General features: G+C 56.2%; 15 protein-coding genes. 5 read left to right on the top strand and 10 right to left on the bottom strand.

All coding sequences use genetic code 11. The annotated features are described in order from the left end of the window. Window positions 1–163 precede the first annotated feature (163 nt). The 5 genes from F6R98_RS03425 to F6R98_RS03410 all read left to right on the top strand — a co-directional run bounded on the left by F6R98_RS03425 (window position 164) and on the right by F6R98_RS03410 (window position 2,455). On the top strand, window positions 164–685 hold the full coding sequence (locus F6R98_RS03425) for a helix-turn-helix domain-containing protein (protein ID WP_153247776.1): 522 nt from the start codon (window positions 164–166) through the stop codon (window positions 683–685). Next, on the top strand, window positions 682–1,131 hold the full coding sequence (locus F6R98_RS03420; protein ID WP_153247775.1) for a type II toxin-antitoxin system VapC family toxin: 450 nt from the start codon (window positions 682–684) through the stop codon (window positions 1,129–1,131). Before F6R98_RS03425 ends, F6R98_RS03420 begins: the two co-directional genes overlap by 4 nt. A 260-nt stretch (window positions 1,132–1,391) precedes the next feature. Beyond that, window positions 1,392–1,907: a hypothetical protein gene (locus F6R98_RS03415; protein WP_194270114.1), complete on the top strand. Its 516-nt coding sequence runs from the start codon at window positions 1,392–1,394 to the stop codon at window positions 1,905–1,907. A gap of 3 nt (window positions 1,908–1,910) precedes the next feature. After that, window positions 1,911–2,240: a hypothetical protein gene (locus tag F6R98_RS21475; protein ID WP_194270113.1), complete on the top strand. Its 330-nt coding sequence runs from the start codon at window positions 1,911–1,913 to the stop codon at window positions 2,238–2,240. Beyond that, window positions 2,237–2,455 (top strand): hypothetical protein, encoded by a 219-nt coding sequence (locus tag F6R98_RS03410; RefSeq protein WP_153247774.1) that lies wholly within the window; start codon window positions 2,237–2,239, stop codon window positions 2,453–2,455. Before F6R98_RS21475 ends, F6R98_RS03410 begins: the two co-directional genes overlap by 4 nt. Before the next feature lie 193 nt (window positions 2,456–2,648). Here F6R98_RS03410 and F6R98_RS03405 read toward each other — a convergent pair whose 3' ends face one another. The 10 genes from F6R98_RS03405 to F6R98_RS03360 form a co-directional block, all read right to left on the bottom strand. Then, a complete protein-coding gene (locus F6R98_RS03405; protein WP_153247773.1) occupies window positions 2,649–5,888 on the bottom strand; it encodes an efflux RND transporter permease subunit in 3,240 nt (1,079 codons plus the stop codon). Beyond that, the gene (locus F6R98_RS03400; protein ID WP_153247198.1) at window positions 5,878–6,969 is read right to left on the bottom strand and encodes an efflux RND transporter periplasmic adaptor subunit; all 1,092 of its coding nucleotides are present in this window, start codon (window positions 6,967–6,969) and stop codon (window positions 5,878–5,880) included. Before F6R98_RS03400 ends, F6R98_RS03405 begins: the two co-directional genes overlap by 11 nt. 81 nt (window positions 6,970–7,050) lie before the next feature. Then, a complete protein-coding gene (locus F6R98_RS03395; protein ID WP_153247772.1) occupies window positions 7,051–8,520 on the bottom strand; it encodes a TolC family protein in 1,470 nt (489 codons plus the stop codon). Window positions 8,521–8,751: 231 nt separating this feature from the next. Beyond that, window positions 8,752–10,026, bottom strand: a complete 1,275-nt coding sequence (locus F6R98_RS03390) for an NAD(P)/FAD-dependent oxidoreductase (protein WP_153247771.1) — start codon at window positions 10,024–10,026, stop codon at window positions 8,752–8,754. 490 nt (window positions 10,027–10,516) lie between these two features. Then, the gene (gene cydX / locus F6R98_RS03385; protein ID WP_153247770.1) at window positions 10,517–10,657 is read right to left on the bottom strand and encodes a cytochrome bd-I oxidase subunit CydX; all 141 of its coding nucleotides are present in this window, start codon (window positions 10,655–10,657) and stop codon (window positions 10,517–10,519) included. A gap of 33 nt (window positions 10,658–10,690) precedes the next feature. Then, window positions 10,691–11,833 (bottom strand): cytochrome d ubiquinol oxidase subunit II, encoded by a 1,143-nt coding sequence (gene cydB / locus F6R98_RS03380; protein ID WP_153247769.1) that lies wholly within the window; start codon window positions 11,831–11,833, stop codon window positions 10,691–10,693. A 21-nt stretch (window positions 11,834–11,854) separates the two neighbouring features. Beyond that, window positions 11,855–13,438 carry a cytochrome ubiquinol oxidase subunit I gene (locus F6R98_RS03375; protein WP_153247768.1) on the bottom strand — a complete coding sequence of 528 codons (1,584 nt, stop codon included), beginning with the start codon at window positions 13,436–13,438 and terminating at the stop codon, window positions 11,855–11,857. Beyond that, complete coding sequence (gene cydP / locus F6R98_RS03370) at window positions 13,438–13,641, bottom strand: cytochrome oxidase putative small subunit CydP (RefSeq protein ID WP_153247767.1); 204 nt, start codon at window positions 13,639–13,641, stop codon at window positions 13,438–13,440. Before cydP ends, F6R98_RS03375 begins: the two co-directional genes overlap by 1 nt. Beyond that, on the bottom strand, window positions 13,634–14,596 hold the full coding sequence (locus F6R98_RS03365) for a sulfite exporter TauE/SafE family protein (protein WP_153247766.1): 963 nt from the start codon (window positions 14,594–14,596) through the stop codon (window positions 13,634–13,636). Before F6R98_RS03365 ends, cydP begins: the two co-directional genes overlap by 8 nt. Beyond that, window positions 14,593–15,309, bottom strand: coding sequence for an MBL fold metallo-hydrolase (locus F6R98_RS03360; RefSeq protein WP_153247765.1), 717 nt, complete (start codon window positions 15,307–15,309; stop codon window positions 14,593–14,595). Before F6R98_RS03360 ends, F6R98_RS03365 begins: the two co-directional genes overlap by 4 nt. Between the last annotated feature and the right edge of the window lie 260 nt (window positions 15,310–15,569).

The raw sequence follows: 15,569 nt of genomic DNA, 5'->3' as shown, positions 1-15,569 counted from the left end.
AGAGGCGCTGCACCCCGCGCCGCGCCTGAAGCGTCCATTTTGACATGAGACAAAAGGGCTCATTTTGTCCAATCAATTTTAATTGATTATGCTTAAAAATAACTTGCAAATTGACATTTTGCCCTGTATTTTAGGTAAAAATGTCAATTTTATGTGAGACAATATGACGAGCGATGAACTAAACTCTGCCTTACACCGTCTGAACCTCGAACCGAAAGAAGCGGCCCAGTTTCTGGGTGTGAATCAGCGCACGTTTCGCCGCTGGCTCGACCACAGCCAAGAAATACCTGGCCCAGCAGAATGCGCAATTAATGCTTGGATACGGATGGAGGATTTCGGGTTAGCTTGGCGACCTGATAGCGTCACTCTTAGAACAGGCAATTTGCAATCAATCGCCGCTTATAACGATTATGCTCTTGAATTAACAGAAATCATAACGCGCGTTACCAATCGAGGCGGACCGGCCTCCCCTTGGGTTGTAGACATGGAAAAACGATGCGCTACTTTAGGGCCGATAAAGCTTTCATTTTACCATCAGCAGAATGGTAATTTTTCACCAAGTTGGTACTCACGGCGTGATTGTTCGCCAGATTTAGAACGTGACCGGCATCTCATTGATGACGCTATCGTCTGTATCGCTAATAAATATGCGGCCATCAATGGCGAGAAAAGAGGCAAGTTATGAATCCTCGTTTCTGCAATAACTTCATTGATGCAAATGTTCTTGACTACACCGGCGGAGTAGAAGACAAGGCCGTCGATATAATTTTACATATGGCAGAAGAAAATGCCTTCACTCTGCTTCTGCCGTATTCCGTCAAGGCGGAGATTGAGCACACTAACACCCCCGCAGAGGTGAGGCGAAAAGCATCGCAATTAATTTACTCGGTGCCAGTGCCGCTAACACCCACTGAGTTAGCAACGCACCAGAAAATCCGTGCCTTGGTACAAGGGAACGCCAAGCCTGGGAAGCACGACAACGACGCATTCCATATTGTTGAAAGCGCAAAGAATGGCGGTGGGTATTTCATCACGAATGACATGCGACTCCTAAAAAAGACAGCAGAGATATTGAATGATATTGGAATCAAAGTCATCAAGCCAAGCGAGTTTGTAGCGCTTGTTAATTAGACTTTTCGATACGGACTGTCTCATGTTAAAACCATAAAAACCGCCATTTCTGGTTGCACTCGTACTGGAAGCAAACCGGGCTCTTACCGAAGAAGACATACAGGGCGCAGACGTTATTCGAGAACCGTTTCCGCTCGTCGCGTGAAACGTCTCAATTTACTTCGCCATCTTTAAGCGTATCAGCTGGTTCGTGCGTCCTTTTATGTTTGATGATTTTGCCCTGACGGCTCTGCTGCTTGCCTTGCCCTCTATAATCCTCCGTGATACAAGATAGTTATGAGCAAAAACGACGAACGATCGGGTATAAAAGGCGAGGCGTGGGAAGACGTGCTGGCCTCGCTTTGTCGATTGCAAGCGGTACTGCCGGAAGCTGTGCTTGTCGGCAGGACGGCGGGACGGCTTCGGCACTTTATGCGATGCATCGTCTTTCATTTGACCACGATCATGTTCTCCTTGATCTCCGTGAGCATTTCGATGCCGTTCTGACAGAGCTTGAAGCGGTTGCCGGATGGGAGACGGCTCGGATCAAACGACCGGTTTTGATTCTTGGTTCATTGGATGGGGTCGAAACCGGCATCCGTCAGTTACGCCGCGCTCGACCTTTAGAAACGACGGTCATGCGTTTGGGCAAACATGACGTGGTTTTACCGACATTACCGGAAGTGCTGCGCATCAAGGCATTTCTTTGCCTTGAACGCAACGCTACGCGGGATTATCTCGATTTAGCGGCTCTGACGGCGCACATGGGGATCGAGACCGCCGGCGAAGCACTGTAGTGCATGGATGAACTCTACCCGCAAAAGAGCGGCGACGCATGGGTGGTTCGCACTCAATTGATGATGCAGCTTGCCGCGCCGCCGCCCTATGATCTCGATAGCGTTGACCTCGCCGAATACAAAGGAGTCCAACCTCCGTTTGATCGCTGGAGCCATGTCGCCAATGTCTGCGGTCAATTGTCTGACAGACTACTGAACAGCTGTGAACAGGCGTTGCGTTTAGAGACATCGACGACTGCCGGGCAGGTACAAACGAAGATTGACACATGGCGCGACGCACGCGCCGAGGGTCAAATACTGCCGCCCGTTAAATTACCGGGGCTTGACACATGAAACACCGCCACTTGACGCATGAGAAATTCACAATCGCGGCCATTGAGGACATTCTTGCACGGGGTCAAGCTCCCGACTGGGTGCCTTTGATAACCGCCATTCGGAATGATCCCTACGGGGAGGTCGCCGAGAAAACGCTCGCGCTGTGTGAGCGCCCCTTGTACGGCGCGCCTGTTTTTCGTCGTGTGCTTGCTTCTGCAAGACAGATGCAGTGAGTAACCGTTCAGACACCCCCCGATTTTCATGATTTTCCGTTCGCCCTGAGCCTGTCGAAGGATGAATGGAAAATCCTGGCAGATTGATAGTTAGTCCGTTCATGGTTCGGCAGGCTCAGGGCGAACAGAGTTGATGGCTGATTCTGGATGTTATTTTTTACCATATCCTCAGTCATCCCCCCAAGTACGCACGCTACCGCTCTTTATTCAACAAATAATAAACCACCGGCACCACCAGCAACGAAAACGCGGTGGATGCAAAAATACCGAATATAAAGCTCCACGCCAGCCCTGAGAATATCGGGTCCAGGGTGATCACAAACGAACCGAACATCGCCGCGCCGGCGGTCAGGAATATCGGGCGCAGACGCGTCGCACCGGCTTCGATCATGGCCTCGACCAGCTCCACGCCTTGCGCGCGCAGGCGTTCGATGAAGTCGATCAGGATAATCGAGTTGCGCACCACTATCCCGGCCAGCGCGATCATGCCGATCATGCCGGTCGCGGTGAACAGGATCGGATTGTCGAACCCGGCAACCGGCGTCGTAAACAGGTTAAGCACCCAGAATCCGGGCATGATGCCGATGATGGTCAGCGGTATCGCCACCATGATGATCAGCGGCATGCTCAGCGAACCGGTCTGCGCGACCAGCAGCACATAGATCATCAACAGCGCCGCGCCGAACGCCAGCCCCAGGTCGCGGAACACATCGACGGTAATTTTCCATTCCCCCTCGCCGGCCAGATCGACGCTGTAGCCTGCCGGCAGCGGATGCGCTTTTTCGATAGCCCAGTAGTCCAGCACCGCTTCGACCGGCGTCTGCCCGACCATTTCCGCTATCACGTAGTTCAGACGCTTCAGGTTTTTGTGATAAATGGTCTGATCCACCGTTTCTTCGCTGATCTGTCCCAACTCGCCCAATGGCACCAATGCACCGCGCGCGGTTTTAACGCGTAGCGCCAGCAAATCGGCCACCGACGAGCGCTCGGCGCGCTGCAGCCTGACGCGGATACTCAACGGCAATCGCTCCGAGGGTTCGTGCACAATGCCGGCCTGCTCTCCGGCCAGAGCGATGCGCAGGGTAGCGGCCACATCGGCCACCGTCACGCCCTGCTGCGCGGCTTTCTGCCGGTCCAGGTCGAAACGGATGCGTTGCATGTCTTCATCGACAAAATCGTCTACGTCGCGCACGCCGTTGATGCCCTCGATATAGCCGCGCACAGTGCGCGTGACCTGCGCCAGATCGCGGTAATCGCGATCTGGCGGACCGTAAACTTCCGCAACGAAGGTCGACAATACCGGCGGGCCGGGCGGCGTTTCGACGATTTTGACGTTGCCGCCATGACGCGCGGCTATTCCCTCTATGTCGGGACGGAGCCGCAACGCGATTTGATGCGATTGCTGCTCGCGTTTTTCCTTGGACAGCAGGTTGATGCGAATCTCGCCGACATAGCCGCCGCTGCGCAGGTAGTAATGCCTGACCATGCCGTTGAAGTCCATCGGCGACGCCAGACCGATATAGGTCTGGAAATCGGTGACTTCGTTGACTTGCGCCAGATAGGCTTCCAGTTCGCGCGCGAGGCCGTCGGTCGCCTCCTGGGTGCTGCCGCGCGGCATGTCGATTACCAGTTGCATCTCGTTTTTATTGTCGAACGGCAGCAGCTTGAGCGGAACCGCGCGCGTGACCGCCAGCATTGCCGATCCGGCAAACGCCAGCAGCGTCAGCCACAAAAACAGACGCGCGCGCATGGGATGCCGGAGCAGCCCGCCCAAAGCCCAGTCGTACCAGCGATAAACGGAACTGCGTTTCAGATCGAACGGCGCTTCGTCGCCCTTGCCATATTCGCTTTGCAGCAGGTGATAGCTGGCCCACGGCGTAACGGTGAAGGCGACCAGCAGCGACATCAGCATCGCAATCGGCACGTTGAAAGCCATCGGCCCCATGTACGGCCCCATCATGCCGGTAATGAAAAACAGCGGCAGAAACGAAACGATGACCGCCAGCGTCGCAAAGATGGTGGGCGGCCGCACTTCGTCAACCGCGGTCAGCGCGGCATCGAGCGGGCTTTCCCTGCGCAGCTTGAAATGACGGTAGATATTTTCGACATCGACGATGGGGTCGTCGACCAGCAGACCGAGCGACAATATCAACGCGAACAGCGTGACGCGGTTGATGGTATAACCCGCCACCAGGTCGAACAGCAGGGTCACGCCCAGCGTCATCGGCACCGCCAGCGCGACGATCAGCGATTCTTTCGGCCCCAGCGCAAACGCCAGCAGCACCAGTATGGTCAAAATCGCGATAAACAGATGTTTAACCAGTTCGTTGACCTTGTGATTGGCGGTTTCGCCGTAATCGCGCGTAATGCTGACCGTGACGTCGTCCGGCACCAGCTTGCCGCGCAAGCTATCCACCATGTTGATGGTGCTTTCCGCTACCGCAACCGCATTGGCCCCCTTGCGCTTGGAAACCGCCACCGTCACCGCCTGCCGCTGCTCCCCCGGCGCCGCAGCCTGCGTTTCCTGCCCGCCGATATGGCGGCTGTCCGCAGCGGCGGGACCGAAGTTCATGCGCGTATAACTGCTGATTTCGGCGGCATCGCGCACCTCGGCGACATCGCGCAAATACACGGCGCGATTATCCTGTGTTTTCAACACCGTCATCGCAACATCGTCCCCGCTGTGGAACATCGGCCCGGCGTCGACCTGGATAACCTGATCGCCACGCTCGAAACGGCCTGCCTGCAGACTGATATTGGCGCTACGTAACGCGACCAGCACTTCAGGCAGGGTCAAGCCGTGCGCCGCCAGCGCCGCCGGGTCGGGATAAACTTCCATCTGGCGCGGTTCGCCGCCAACCACGGCTATTTTTCCGGCATCCGCCACTTCTCCCAGCTTGACCTTGATCTCGTCGGCAAGCCGTCTGAGCGCGGCGGTGTCGTACAGCGCATTGGCGGAAGACAGGGTCAGCGTCACTATCGGCACGTCGTCGATTTCCACCGGCCTGACTCCCCAGCCTTTGACGCCGGGCGGAATCACATCCTGATTCGACATCAGTTTGCTCCAGACCTTGACCAGGCTGTCTTCGCGGTCTTCGCCGACGTAGAAGCGCACCGTCACCATGCCTTCGCCTTCGCGCGACGACGAATACACATACTCGACGCCGTCTATCTCCCGGAGGCGGCTTTCCAGCGGCGTAACCACCAGTTTTTCCACTTCCTCGGCGGAAGCGCCCGGCATTTGCACCCAGACATCGGCCATCGGCACGATGATTTGCGGCTCTTCCTCACGCGGCATCAGCAACAAGGCGCCCATCCCCGCCAGCAGGGAGGCGATCAACAGCAGCATGGACAGCTTGGAGGTGATAAAAAGCCGGACAATTTCGGCGCTGAAGCCTCTGCGTACGGGTCCGTTGTTGATGTTACTCGCCATGACTTAAACTCACCGTCTGCCCCGCCTTCAAACCGGCCAGCACTTCGACCCATTCGGCCTGCGCTTTGCCGGTGCGTATATGCCGGAGCTGTTCGTTGCCGTCTTCGACAAGGTAAACCGATTCCAGCTGGCCGCTACGATGCACCGCCGCCAGCGGCACGAACAAGCCCCGGTGATTGCCGCAGGCTTTTTCCAGTCGGGCAAACGCGCCCGGCCGCAGCGATACGGAAGCATCCAGCCCGGCCTTGATCAACGTGGTGCGCGTATCGGCATCGAACACCGGCGAGATTTCTTCGATGGCGACCGGGTAATGATTCTGTCCGACTTGCGCCAATAATCGATCGCCCAGCTGCAGCGATGCGGCGCAGCTTTCCGGCAGCGCCGCTTCGATGCGTAGATGGCGCAGCGATTGCAGCAACAATACCGGAGCGCCCGGCATCGCGGTGTCGCCCGGCTCCAGCAGACGCCGCACCACCACTGCATCGAACGGTGCGCGCAGTTGCGTTTCCGCATCCACCGACGCGGAAACCCCGACAGCCGCGCGCGCTTCGGCTACCTGGGCGTTGGCGGTACGGGCCGCAGCCTGTGCGGCCTCCAGCATTTGCTGTGTCACAACCTCTTTTTCAAACAGGGTTTCGCTACGGCGGAGTTCGGCCGTGGTCCGCTGCGCTTGTGCTTGAGCGGCTTCCAGCGCCGAACGCGCCTGCTGCAAACGCGAACCATATTCCTTGTCGTCCAGCTGCCCCAGCACCTGCCCTGCCGTCACCCTGTCGCCTGCGCGCACCTTCAATGCTACGATACGCGCAGCCACTCGGGAGGCGACATGGGCAACATCTCTGGACGTTACCGACGCGGGCCAGAACTGAATTTCATCGACATCGCGCTCGACCACCTGCGCAGTTGGTACGCTTTTATCGACGGCGTGGCGGCCTGCCGGATCGGCATGTCCCGGCTGGGTCTTGTGAGTGAAACCGCCTTGCATCCAAACCAATATCAGAATCAACCCCAGAACCGAGAGAGCGGCGTAAATGATTTTTTTGCGGGATGCTGCCTGCTGTGGCTCGTAATCGAATTTATTCATCAGTACACCTTGATGGTATGAATCTTTGCTCTTTGAGAGTGTGAACTCGCCGCGCAAAGCGCGCGACAAACACAACAGCGGCTACTTGCCGCCGCTCGTTCGACGCTCGGCTTCAAAGTCCGATTGAAACCAATACCCAATGGCTTTTTGCAGATTGGCCCGGGCAATCTGCACTTCGAAGCGGGCGGTTACCGCGCGCATTTCGCTCGCGGTGCGATCCGCTTCGGCTTCCAGATAGCGGGTAACGCCGGCCGCCCCGGCCCGGTATTGCTCATGCACCAGACGCAAGGCTTCTTCCGCCGATGTCTGCGCCGCTTCCGTTACCTGCCGGCGCGCTTCCACTTCGCTCAGATTATTCTTCGCGCGTTGAACTTCGGCATCGATATCGAGACGCACGCGTTCACGCGCCGCCTGCGCCTCGGCCACGCGCCGCTCCGCCGCCGACACCCGCGCCGAGGTAGCGCCGCCGCCGAAAATCTCTATTTGCGCATTGACGCCTACTGTCAGGTTTTGCTTGCTGAAATTAAATTGCGGCGATGATTCGTTCAATCCATAGGCGGCGTAGGCGTCGACACGCGGCATATGCCCAGCGATTTCGGCGCGTAGCTCTTTTTCACGCATTTCCACCTGGCGCGCAGCTATCTGCATTTCCGGCCTTTGCGCCAACGCCGTGTTCAACAGGTTTTCCGTCAACGTATTTTGGGGCGCCTTGTCGTCCTTCAGGCTTTCTTTCACCACGAGCGTATCGCCCGTTCCCAACCCCAGCAGTGTCTTTAACCCCGTATGCGCGGACTCCTGCGCGTTCAAGGTTTGCAATTCGCGCTCCCTGGCCTGCGCATGCCTTACTTCCAGAGACAGCACATCGGAGCGCAGCAACGAACCCGCCTGATGCATCTCGCGCGCATGATTAAGTTCGCTGTCGACGGCGGCAAGCGAGCGGCGTGCAGCCTCAACCTCCCGCGGCGCCGTTAATACGGCGTAATATGCGGCCGTCACTGCCGCCGCCAGTTGGTTATGCAAGGCAGCGCGTTCCAGTTCGCTCACTTCCACACCCAGCTCGGCCGCTTTTTTACGGTAATAATCGCGACCGCCTTCGAACAAGGACATCGTACCCACCAACTCCGGACGGAAGTTGCCGATATAGCCCGGATTATTAATCGTTCCCAAACTCTGCGAATCAAAACGGCGCTGAGCGACAATCGCCGAAAACGCCAGGGCCGGGTTATCGGTATAGGTGTAGCCGACCTGCCCCATCAGTTTGGGATAAAAGTTAGCCGTTGCCTCAATTACCCTGGCTTCGGCCTGGCCGATACGCTCTTCCGCCGCCTGCATATCGGGGTTTTTGCTGAACGCCAGTTCCAGCACCTGTTCGAGGTTCAAAGCCCGGCTACTATTGAAGAAGCCGGCTGTTCCCGATTCGGCGGCGATATGCTCCGCCGGTTCCTGGGCCGATGCGGGGACAAGCGGCGCCGACATGGCGATGCAGGCAAGAACCGGCAACACGACGTTCGTGTGTACGTAAGAAAATGAAATAACTATTGTTTTTCTCACCGCATCAAATTCCGTTAATCAAAGACTTGCACTCATCCCGCCCCCAATGCCGCCATGTTAAAAAAATCGTCGTTCCGGCATGGATTGCCGGAACCCAGACGTTCGGGATGATTTGCGAAGCAACGTCCTTGTCAACTGGATACCGGCTATTCATACCGGCATGACGACTTAACTCTGCGGCATCGACCTATGCCCAACGAAAGAGGGTAAAAGCAACGAATGATCGCACCCTCAGTTCTTCAAGCGCACCATGCCCAACACTTTCAATATCACTCTTTCGTAAAAAGGCTCGCTGATGCCCTTGCGGATTTTACGCATGAAATACTTCTCGAAAATTATCTTGCTCAAATGCACCCAGTAGCCCTTGCCCGCCCAGGTGATGTTGCGTGGCGGAATCTGCGGCTGGGCAATAAAGGCAATACCGGTATCGCCCATATCGGCCAGACACAGCGCACTCCAGGTGGGGTGATGGCTGGGAGCTTTGCCGAGCAGCTCGTCACGAATATTGTGGGCGGTTGCAGTCACCATGGATTCGATCATATAACCGGTTTTCGGCACGCCGGTCGGCACCGGCGTCGTCTCCTGCGGCGCAATGGCGATACACACGCCCACGGCATAAATGTTGTGATACTTGGGATTGCGCTGATAGTCGTCGACAAAGACGAAACCGCGCGGATTTACCAACCCTTCGATGCCGCGCACCGCATCCACGCCGGTAAATGCCGGCAACATCATCGAATGCTTGAACGGCAGCTCGTGTTTCTTTTTTTCCTGTCCGTTTTCGTCGACTTCGGTGACGTACATCATGCCCGCTTCGATACGATCGACCTTGGCGTTGCATATCCATTTGACGTGCTTGTCGCGAAATTCGGACTCCATCAGCCCCCTGGAGTCGCCTACTCCGCCCAGCCCCATATGGCCGATATAAGGTTCGGAGGTCACATAAGTAATCGGCACCTTGTCGCGGATCTTGCGCTTGCGTAAATCGGCTTCGGTAATGAACAGATACTCGTAGGCGGGACCGAAGCAGGAAGCGCCCTGTACCGCCCCGATCACTATCGGCCCCGGATCGGCAACGAACGCATTCCACGATTCGGAGGACTCGGCGGCGTGATCGACATGACATACGGATGAGGTATGCCCCTTGGGCCCCAGCCCCGGGATTTCATCGAACGCCAGACGCGGACCGGTTGCGATGATCAGATAGTCGTAATCGACCGAACTGCCATCGGCGAGTTCGACCTGGTTTTTTTCCGGATGCACGCGGCTTGCCGCCTGCTGGACTAAGCCGATGCCTTTCTTTTTGAAGACCGGCGCGAGCTCTATCTTGATATCGGAAGGTTTGCGCCAGTTTACCGCCACCCACGGATTGGAAGGCACAAAATGGAAGGTCGGGCTATCCGAAATGACGATAACCTCGTCTTCTTTCTTGCGCGCCAGTTCCTTCATTTCATACGCCATCGGGATACCGCCTATACCGGCCCCCAGAACTACGATTTTAGCCATGATGTCTCTCCTTCAGAGAAAATCTGATATTTATTATATAATGATATTATTATATTCAAACTCAAAACAAGCCATACGGCAATCCGCCCTGACCCGGACAGATACTGCCATATGGACAACACTCATCACACCTGCCGGCAGCGAGCCGCCAAACAGGATAACAAGCAACGCTTTCTCACCTTTCGCATACATCACAGGGCACATTACGCCTCCATGGTTGTTGCAAAGATATTGTTCCGTTTATTCCGCCCTTCGACTCATCAAAAAGGCATGAATTGCCGGAAAAACGCGAGGCTATTCAGATCGGCGGCGGCTCTCAAATCGCCATAAAGCCAATCCGCTTTCGACCAGGCTCAGGTGAACCCATGCCAAACGATGAGCGGATTAACAATCAGGACCGAGGGTTTCCATTCATCCTTCGGCAAGGCTCTACTGAGAAGAGTCGAAGGGCTCAGGACGAACGGAAAACCGGGAGCTGAATAGTTACGCTTTAATTATCAACCTGCTGGACGTCTCCGCCAACGCCATGACCCTCGGCATCGCCACCGCAGGCGGACTCGAGCCACATGGCGTTAAGAATGGCAAACGAAGCGGAAAAGCACACGCCTAAAATCCAAGTGAAGTACCACATGCTAAGTTCTCCAGTACTATAAACGATTTACCATTAATAAAGCGTATGCTGACCAGCAGCGATCTTGGCTTCGGTTACCGTACCCCAGATCACGCTGTAAACCCAACGGGTATAGAGCAGCACTATCGGTAAAAATACCAGGGTAATCCAGAAAGCCCACAGCAGCGTCAGATGGCTGGAAGTGGCATCCCATAAGGTCAGGCTGGAATTCGGGTCGGTTGAGGAAATAAGCAAAAACGGAAACAGGCCGAACCCAAGCGACAGCAGCACTCCGGCTATGCCCAGCGAAGCCAGCACGAAAGCCAGCCAGGTAACATGGCTTTTCGCGACGGCCCAGGCGCCGAGCAGACCGCTGATACCCAGTACCGGCGCAATCCACATCCACGGATGCGACGAAAAGTGGGTCAGCCAGGCGCCGGCAGGCGACACGACCACCGTTTTCGTCAACGGGTTGGAAGGCGCGCCGCCGCCCAGCGATTGCGTAATTTCAGGACGTTCCATACCGCTCAGCACCCAGAAGGCGATAATGCCGACAAACAGCACCAGCACCGGTCCGAGTATGGCAATGGCGTGGTGCGCGCGCGCCTGCACCACGCCGTCGGTGCGCAGTTTCAGGAAAATAGCGCCCTGGAAAAGCGTCAGCAGCAAGCCGGTTACGCCGCAGAACAGCGCGAAAGGATTCAGCAAGGCCCAGAACGAACCCGTATAAAACGACCGCAACTCCCCATCCAGATGGAAGGGTAAACCGATCACCAGATTACCGACCAGCACCCCCAGCAAGATGGGCGGCAGCGCGCCGCCGGCAAACAAGCCCCAGTCCCAGGCGTTGCGCCAGGCCGGACAGGTCAGCTTGCTGCGGTAATCGAAGCCGACCGGACGGAAAAACAGCGCGAACAGCACCAGCAGCATGGCGGCGTAAAGCCCGGAGAACAGCGTCGCATAGACCGGCGGCCAGACCGCGAAAATAGCGCCGCCAAGCAGTATCAGCCAAACCTGGTTGCCCTCCCATACCGCGCCTATGCTGTTGATAATCACGCGACGCTCGCTGTCGGTGCGCCCCAGAAACGGCAATAATGCGCTGACGCCGAAATCGAAGCCTTCGGTTATCGTGAAAACAATGGCAACGGTGCCTACCAGTATCCACCAGATCAGGCGGATTGTTTCGTAATCAAACATGGCGTTTCTCCCAATCGCGGATTATGAACGGGCTGTCGAAGCATGCGCGGCATCCGCGCCCTGCTCGAAATGGTATTGTCCGGTATGCAGACTGCTTGGACCCAGGCGTGCATACTTGAACATCAGGAACAGTTCGACCACCAGCAACAGGGTATAAAACAGCATGAAACCGCCGATACTGAACCACAGTTGGCCGGTGGTAACGCTGGATACGCTCAGATGCGTCGGCAGTATGCCGGAAATCGTCCACGGCTGGCGGCCGTACTCCGCGACAAACCAGCCGGTTTCGGCTGCTATCCACGGCAATGGAATGCACCACAGCGCCAGACGCAGCAACCAGCGCTTCTGGTCGGCAACGCGAGTCGCGCAGTAGTAAAACGCCATCACGAAAATGAACAGCATGGTGAAGCCGCAGGCCACCATGATGCGAAACGTCCAGAACAACGGCGCCACATTCGGAATGGTGTCGTTCGCCGCCCTGGCGATCTGCTCTTCCGTCGCATCGACGACCTTGGGCGTATATTTTTTCAGCAACAGCCCATAGCCCAGGTCCGCCTTGTGCGCAGCAAACTCACTACTGACCTCCGGCCCCTTGTCGCCTGCATGCATTTTCTGCAAAGCGCCGTAGGCGATAATGCCGCTGCGTATCCGCACCAGGCTATCCTGTTTCAGCTGCTTCAGGCCTTTGACCTCTTCATTCACCGAACGCGTTGCGATCAAACCCATCACATAAGGAATCCGGATGGCCCAATGCGTTTTCTCGGCCTGCTGATCAGGGAAACCGATCAAGGTAAAACTGGCCGGGGCCTTTTCCGTCTCCCATTCCGCCTCAATCGCCGCCAGTTTGATTTTTTGCGTTTCGCCCGAGGTGTAACCGCTTTCGTCTCCCAGCACGATCACTGAAAGCACGGAAGCAAGGCCGAACGCCGCCGCGATGGAAAACGAGCGCCGTGCAAACGCGACATCGCGATGGTTCAGCAGATACCATGCGCTGATACCCAGCACGAACATTGAGGCCGTGACATAACCGGCGGCGACGGTATGCACGAATTTAACCTGGGCGACCGGATTCAGTATGACCTCGGCAAAACTGGTCAACTCCATGCGCAGGGTTTCATAATTGAATTCGGAGCCTACCGGGTATTGCATCCAGCCGTTGGCGATCAGTATCCACAGAGCGGAAAGGCTGGTGCCCAAAGCCAGCAGCCAGGTCACGGTCAAATGCTGCACCCTGCCAAGACGCTCCCAGCCGAAAAAGAACAGCCCGATGAAGGTGGATTCCAGAAAAAACGCCATCCAGGCCTCGCTGGCCAGAATCGCGCCGAAGATATCGCCGACATAATGCGAGTAATACGACCAGTTGGTGCCGAACTGGAACTCCATGGTAATACCGGTCGTTACCCCCATGGCGAAATTGATACCGAACAGTTTTCCCCAGAATTTGGTCATGTCGCGGTAGATCTGACGCCCCGTCATCACATAAACCGATTCCATGATGGCGAGTAAAAAGCTCAGGCCGAGCGTGAGCGGGACAAATAGAAAATGGTACAGGGCGGTCAGGCCAAACTGCAGCCTGGAAAGCATCACAACATCATCACCGGACATTACTGATTTCCTCCATCGGATTTCGGATCGAATACCGCCCGGCCCTGTTCGCTTCCCGCGAAAATGACGGCGGCGACATCGGTTTGCTGCGTTTTGCCATCGTGGTGAAAAAACAACGCCCAAATGACAATCAGCAGGACAATCTTAACAGCGATAACCCAGGATAGCTCTTTTTTCAGCGGGGAAATTAATACTTTATGCATGCGCGTCTCGTCGGGTCATTGAAACACATTCATCTCCGCCGTGTTCTTTTTCAGGGAGCAAAGCCGGCGCATGTCCGCTTATGGCGTGTATCCACGCCCCAAAACGTAACAATACGCATAATACGGCCAGACTTGCCCCCCCCAGAAAGAACTCGATATGGCTATGGAGCATCCGGGTTGCATCCAGGTAAATTTCCTTATTCACCGTCCGGTATAAAATATAACCCGATACGCCGACAATGAAAACACCAAAAAGCCGCCGCAACATCGCCCCGCCGACATGAGCGGAAAATTGAGCTCCCAGCCCCGAACCGATCAGTGTTGCAGCCGAAACCGTCAGCATCAATTCCAGATTCAGGTTTTCCGGCGCGAAATGTCCGGCAAACCCGGCCAACGCATTCATCGTCAACACCATGAGCGATGTGCCGATCGCCGCCGGCATCGGCAATCCGACCAGCATCGTCAACACCGGCACAATCAAAAAACCGGCGCCGACGCCAACCATGCCGGTAATCACGCCGACCCAGAACCCGTCGAATAAAACCCGCGCATAAGCGGTTCGCGGCGGGCATGGCAGGTTTTCCTCCGTTCCGTTGCGCGCCGTCCCGCCCTTGACCAGCATCACGATACCTGTAGCCAGCGCCAGCACGCCGAACAGCGTCATCAGCACGCGATCCGGCAACACCGCGCCGACCTTCCCGCCCAGAAAAGAGCCGCACATACCGGACAACCCAAAAAACAGGCCGTTTTTCCAGCACACCCGTTTTCGCGTTGCGTATTTGATCACCGCCACCATGCTGGATACGCCGACTACCGTAAACGATGTCAATACGGCGCTTTTCGGTGGAACATCGAACAAATACACCAGCATAGGCACGGTCAATATCGAACCGCCGCCGCCGAGCAGCCCGAGCAGAAAGCCTATGCCCAGCGAAAGCGTCAGCAGCAGGGTCATGGCGATGCAGCGCCCTGGTATGATTGCGGCAGCTTTCCGCAATCCTGATTGGCCGGCAGCGCCTGATCGATCAAGCGCGGATAGGGCAGATTCAATTCATCCATCAACGCAATAAAATCCTGCCGGGAGCGGGCCGCGCCCAGGCGCGCATTGCCCGCTATCTCCTGTCCTATAGTCGACATGCTTTTATTGTGATAGTCATGGCCAGGATAAACCAGCGTCTCCGGCGGCAGCGTAAACAGATGCCGGTGTATGCTGTCGTAGAGCGTTCCGGCGTCGCCCTGCTGAAAATCGGTGCGTCCGCAACCGTTGATCAGCAACGCGTCGCCGGTAAACACGCGATCGCCAATCAAATAACTGACACAGCCGCCGGTATGCCCCGGCGTGTGCAGCACGCGTATGTCGACGGTCCCTACCTGCAAGCGCTCGTCATGCGTAACCAGCAAATCCGCGCATCGGGCTCCACCATCCCGGTGCACCACGCTCTTGCTGCCCGTTATCTCGCGCAGCAGGGCTGCACCGGTAATATGATCTGCGTGGACATGCGTCTCCAGCGTATAAAGCAATTCCAGATCGAGTTCGGCCAGCAATTCGATATAGGCCGCCACTTCCGATGCGACCGGATCGATCAGCAGCGCGCTGCGCTTGCGCTCGCAACCCAATAAATAACTGTAGGTACTGGTTTCCGCGTCAAACAGCTGCCTGAAGATCATGACCGCCTCGCTGGAATTATCTAATATTTAGAACATTATAATATTCTAATATTAAAAACACAAAAGAATTTTAGCGTGTGTACCATCATCCTCCCGGCACTAAAAAAAAACAACGATGAATTTCACCCCGAATCGACGAGGCGCGCCATCACAACCACAGAAACCCCATCGCCAGGCGCACGAACATTTCTTCTCACGCCAACAGCGAACGAATGAGACGCAAGCACTGTTTCAATTACAGCAGCCGCCGTGCTTTTGGC

This window comes from Candidatus Methylospira mobilis, assembly GCF_009498235.1.
GTDB lineage: Bacteria > Pseudomonadota > Gammaproteobacteria > Methylococcales > Methylococcaceae > Methylospira > Methylospira mobilis.
This window is presented reverse-complemented; position numbering and strand designations above follow the sequence as displayed.

Excerpts from the sequence above, each read along its gene's own strand:
- F6R98_RS03365 (WP_153247766.1), bottom strand. The coding sequence starts at position 14,596 with ATGACCCTGCTGCTGACGCTTTCGCTGGGCATAGGCTTTCTGCTCGGG.
- F6R98_RS03405 (WP_153247773.1), bottom strand. The coding sequence starts at position 5,888 with ATGGCGAGTAACATCAACAACGGACCCGTACGCAGAGGCTTCAGCGCC.
- F6R98_RS03410 (WP_153247774.1), top strand. The coding sequence starts at position 2,237 with ATGAAACACCGCCACTTGACGCATGAGAAATTCACAATCGCGGCCATT.
- F6R98_RS03390 (WP_153247771.1), bottom strand. The coding sequence starts at position 10,026 with ATGGCTAAAATCGTAGTTCTGGGGGCCGGTATAGGCGGTATCCCGATG.
- F6R98_RS03425 (WP_153247776.1), top strand. The coding sequence starts at position 164 with ATGACGAGCGATGAACTAAACTCTGCCTTACACCGTCTGAACCTCGAA.
- F6R98_RS03400 (WP_153247198.1), bottom strand. The coding sequence starts at position 6,969 with ATGAATAAATTCGATTACGAGCCACAGCAGGCAGCATCCCGCAAAAAA.
- cydX (WP_153247770.1), bottom strand. The coding sequence starts at position 10,657 with ATGTGGTACTTCACTTGGATTTTAGGCGTGTGCTTTTCCGCTTCGTTT.
- cydB (WP_153247769.1), bottom strand. The coding sequence starts at position 11,833 with ATGTTTGATTACGAAACAATCCGCCTGATCTGGTGGATACTGGTAGGC.
- cydP (WP_153247767.1), bottom strand. The coding sequence starts at position 13,641 with ATGCATAAAGTATTAATTTCCCCGCTGAAAAAAGAGCTATCCTGGGTT.
- F6R98_RS03375 (WP_153247768.1), bottom strand. The coding sequence starts at position 13,438 with ATGTCCGGTGATGATGTTGTGATGCTTTCCAGGCTGCAGTTTGGCCTG.
- F6R98_RS03420 (WP_153247775.1), top strand. The coding sequence starts at position 682 with ATGAATCCTCGTTTCTGCAATAACTTCATTGATGCAAATGTTCTTGAC.
- F6R98_RS03360 (WP_153247765.1), bottom strand. The coding sequence starts at position 15,309 with ATGATCTTCAGGCAGCTGTTTGACGCGGAAACCAGTACCTACAGTTAT.
- F6R98_RS21475 (WP_194270113.1), top strand. The coding sequence starts at position 1,911 with ATGGATGAACTCTACCCGCAAAAGAGCGGCGACGCATGGGTGGTTCGC.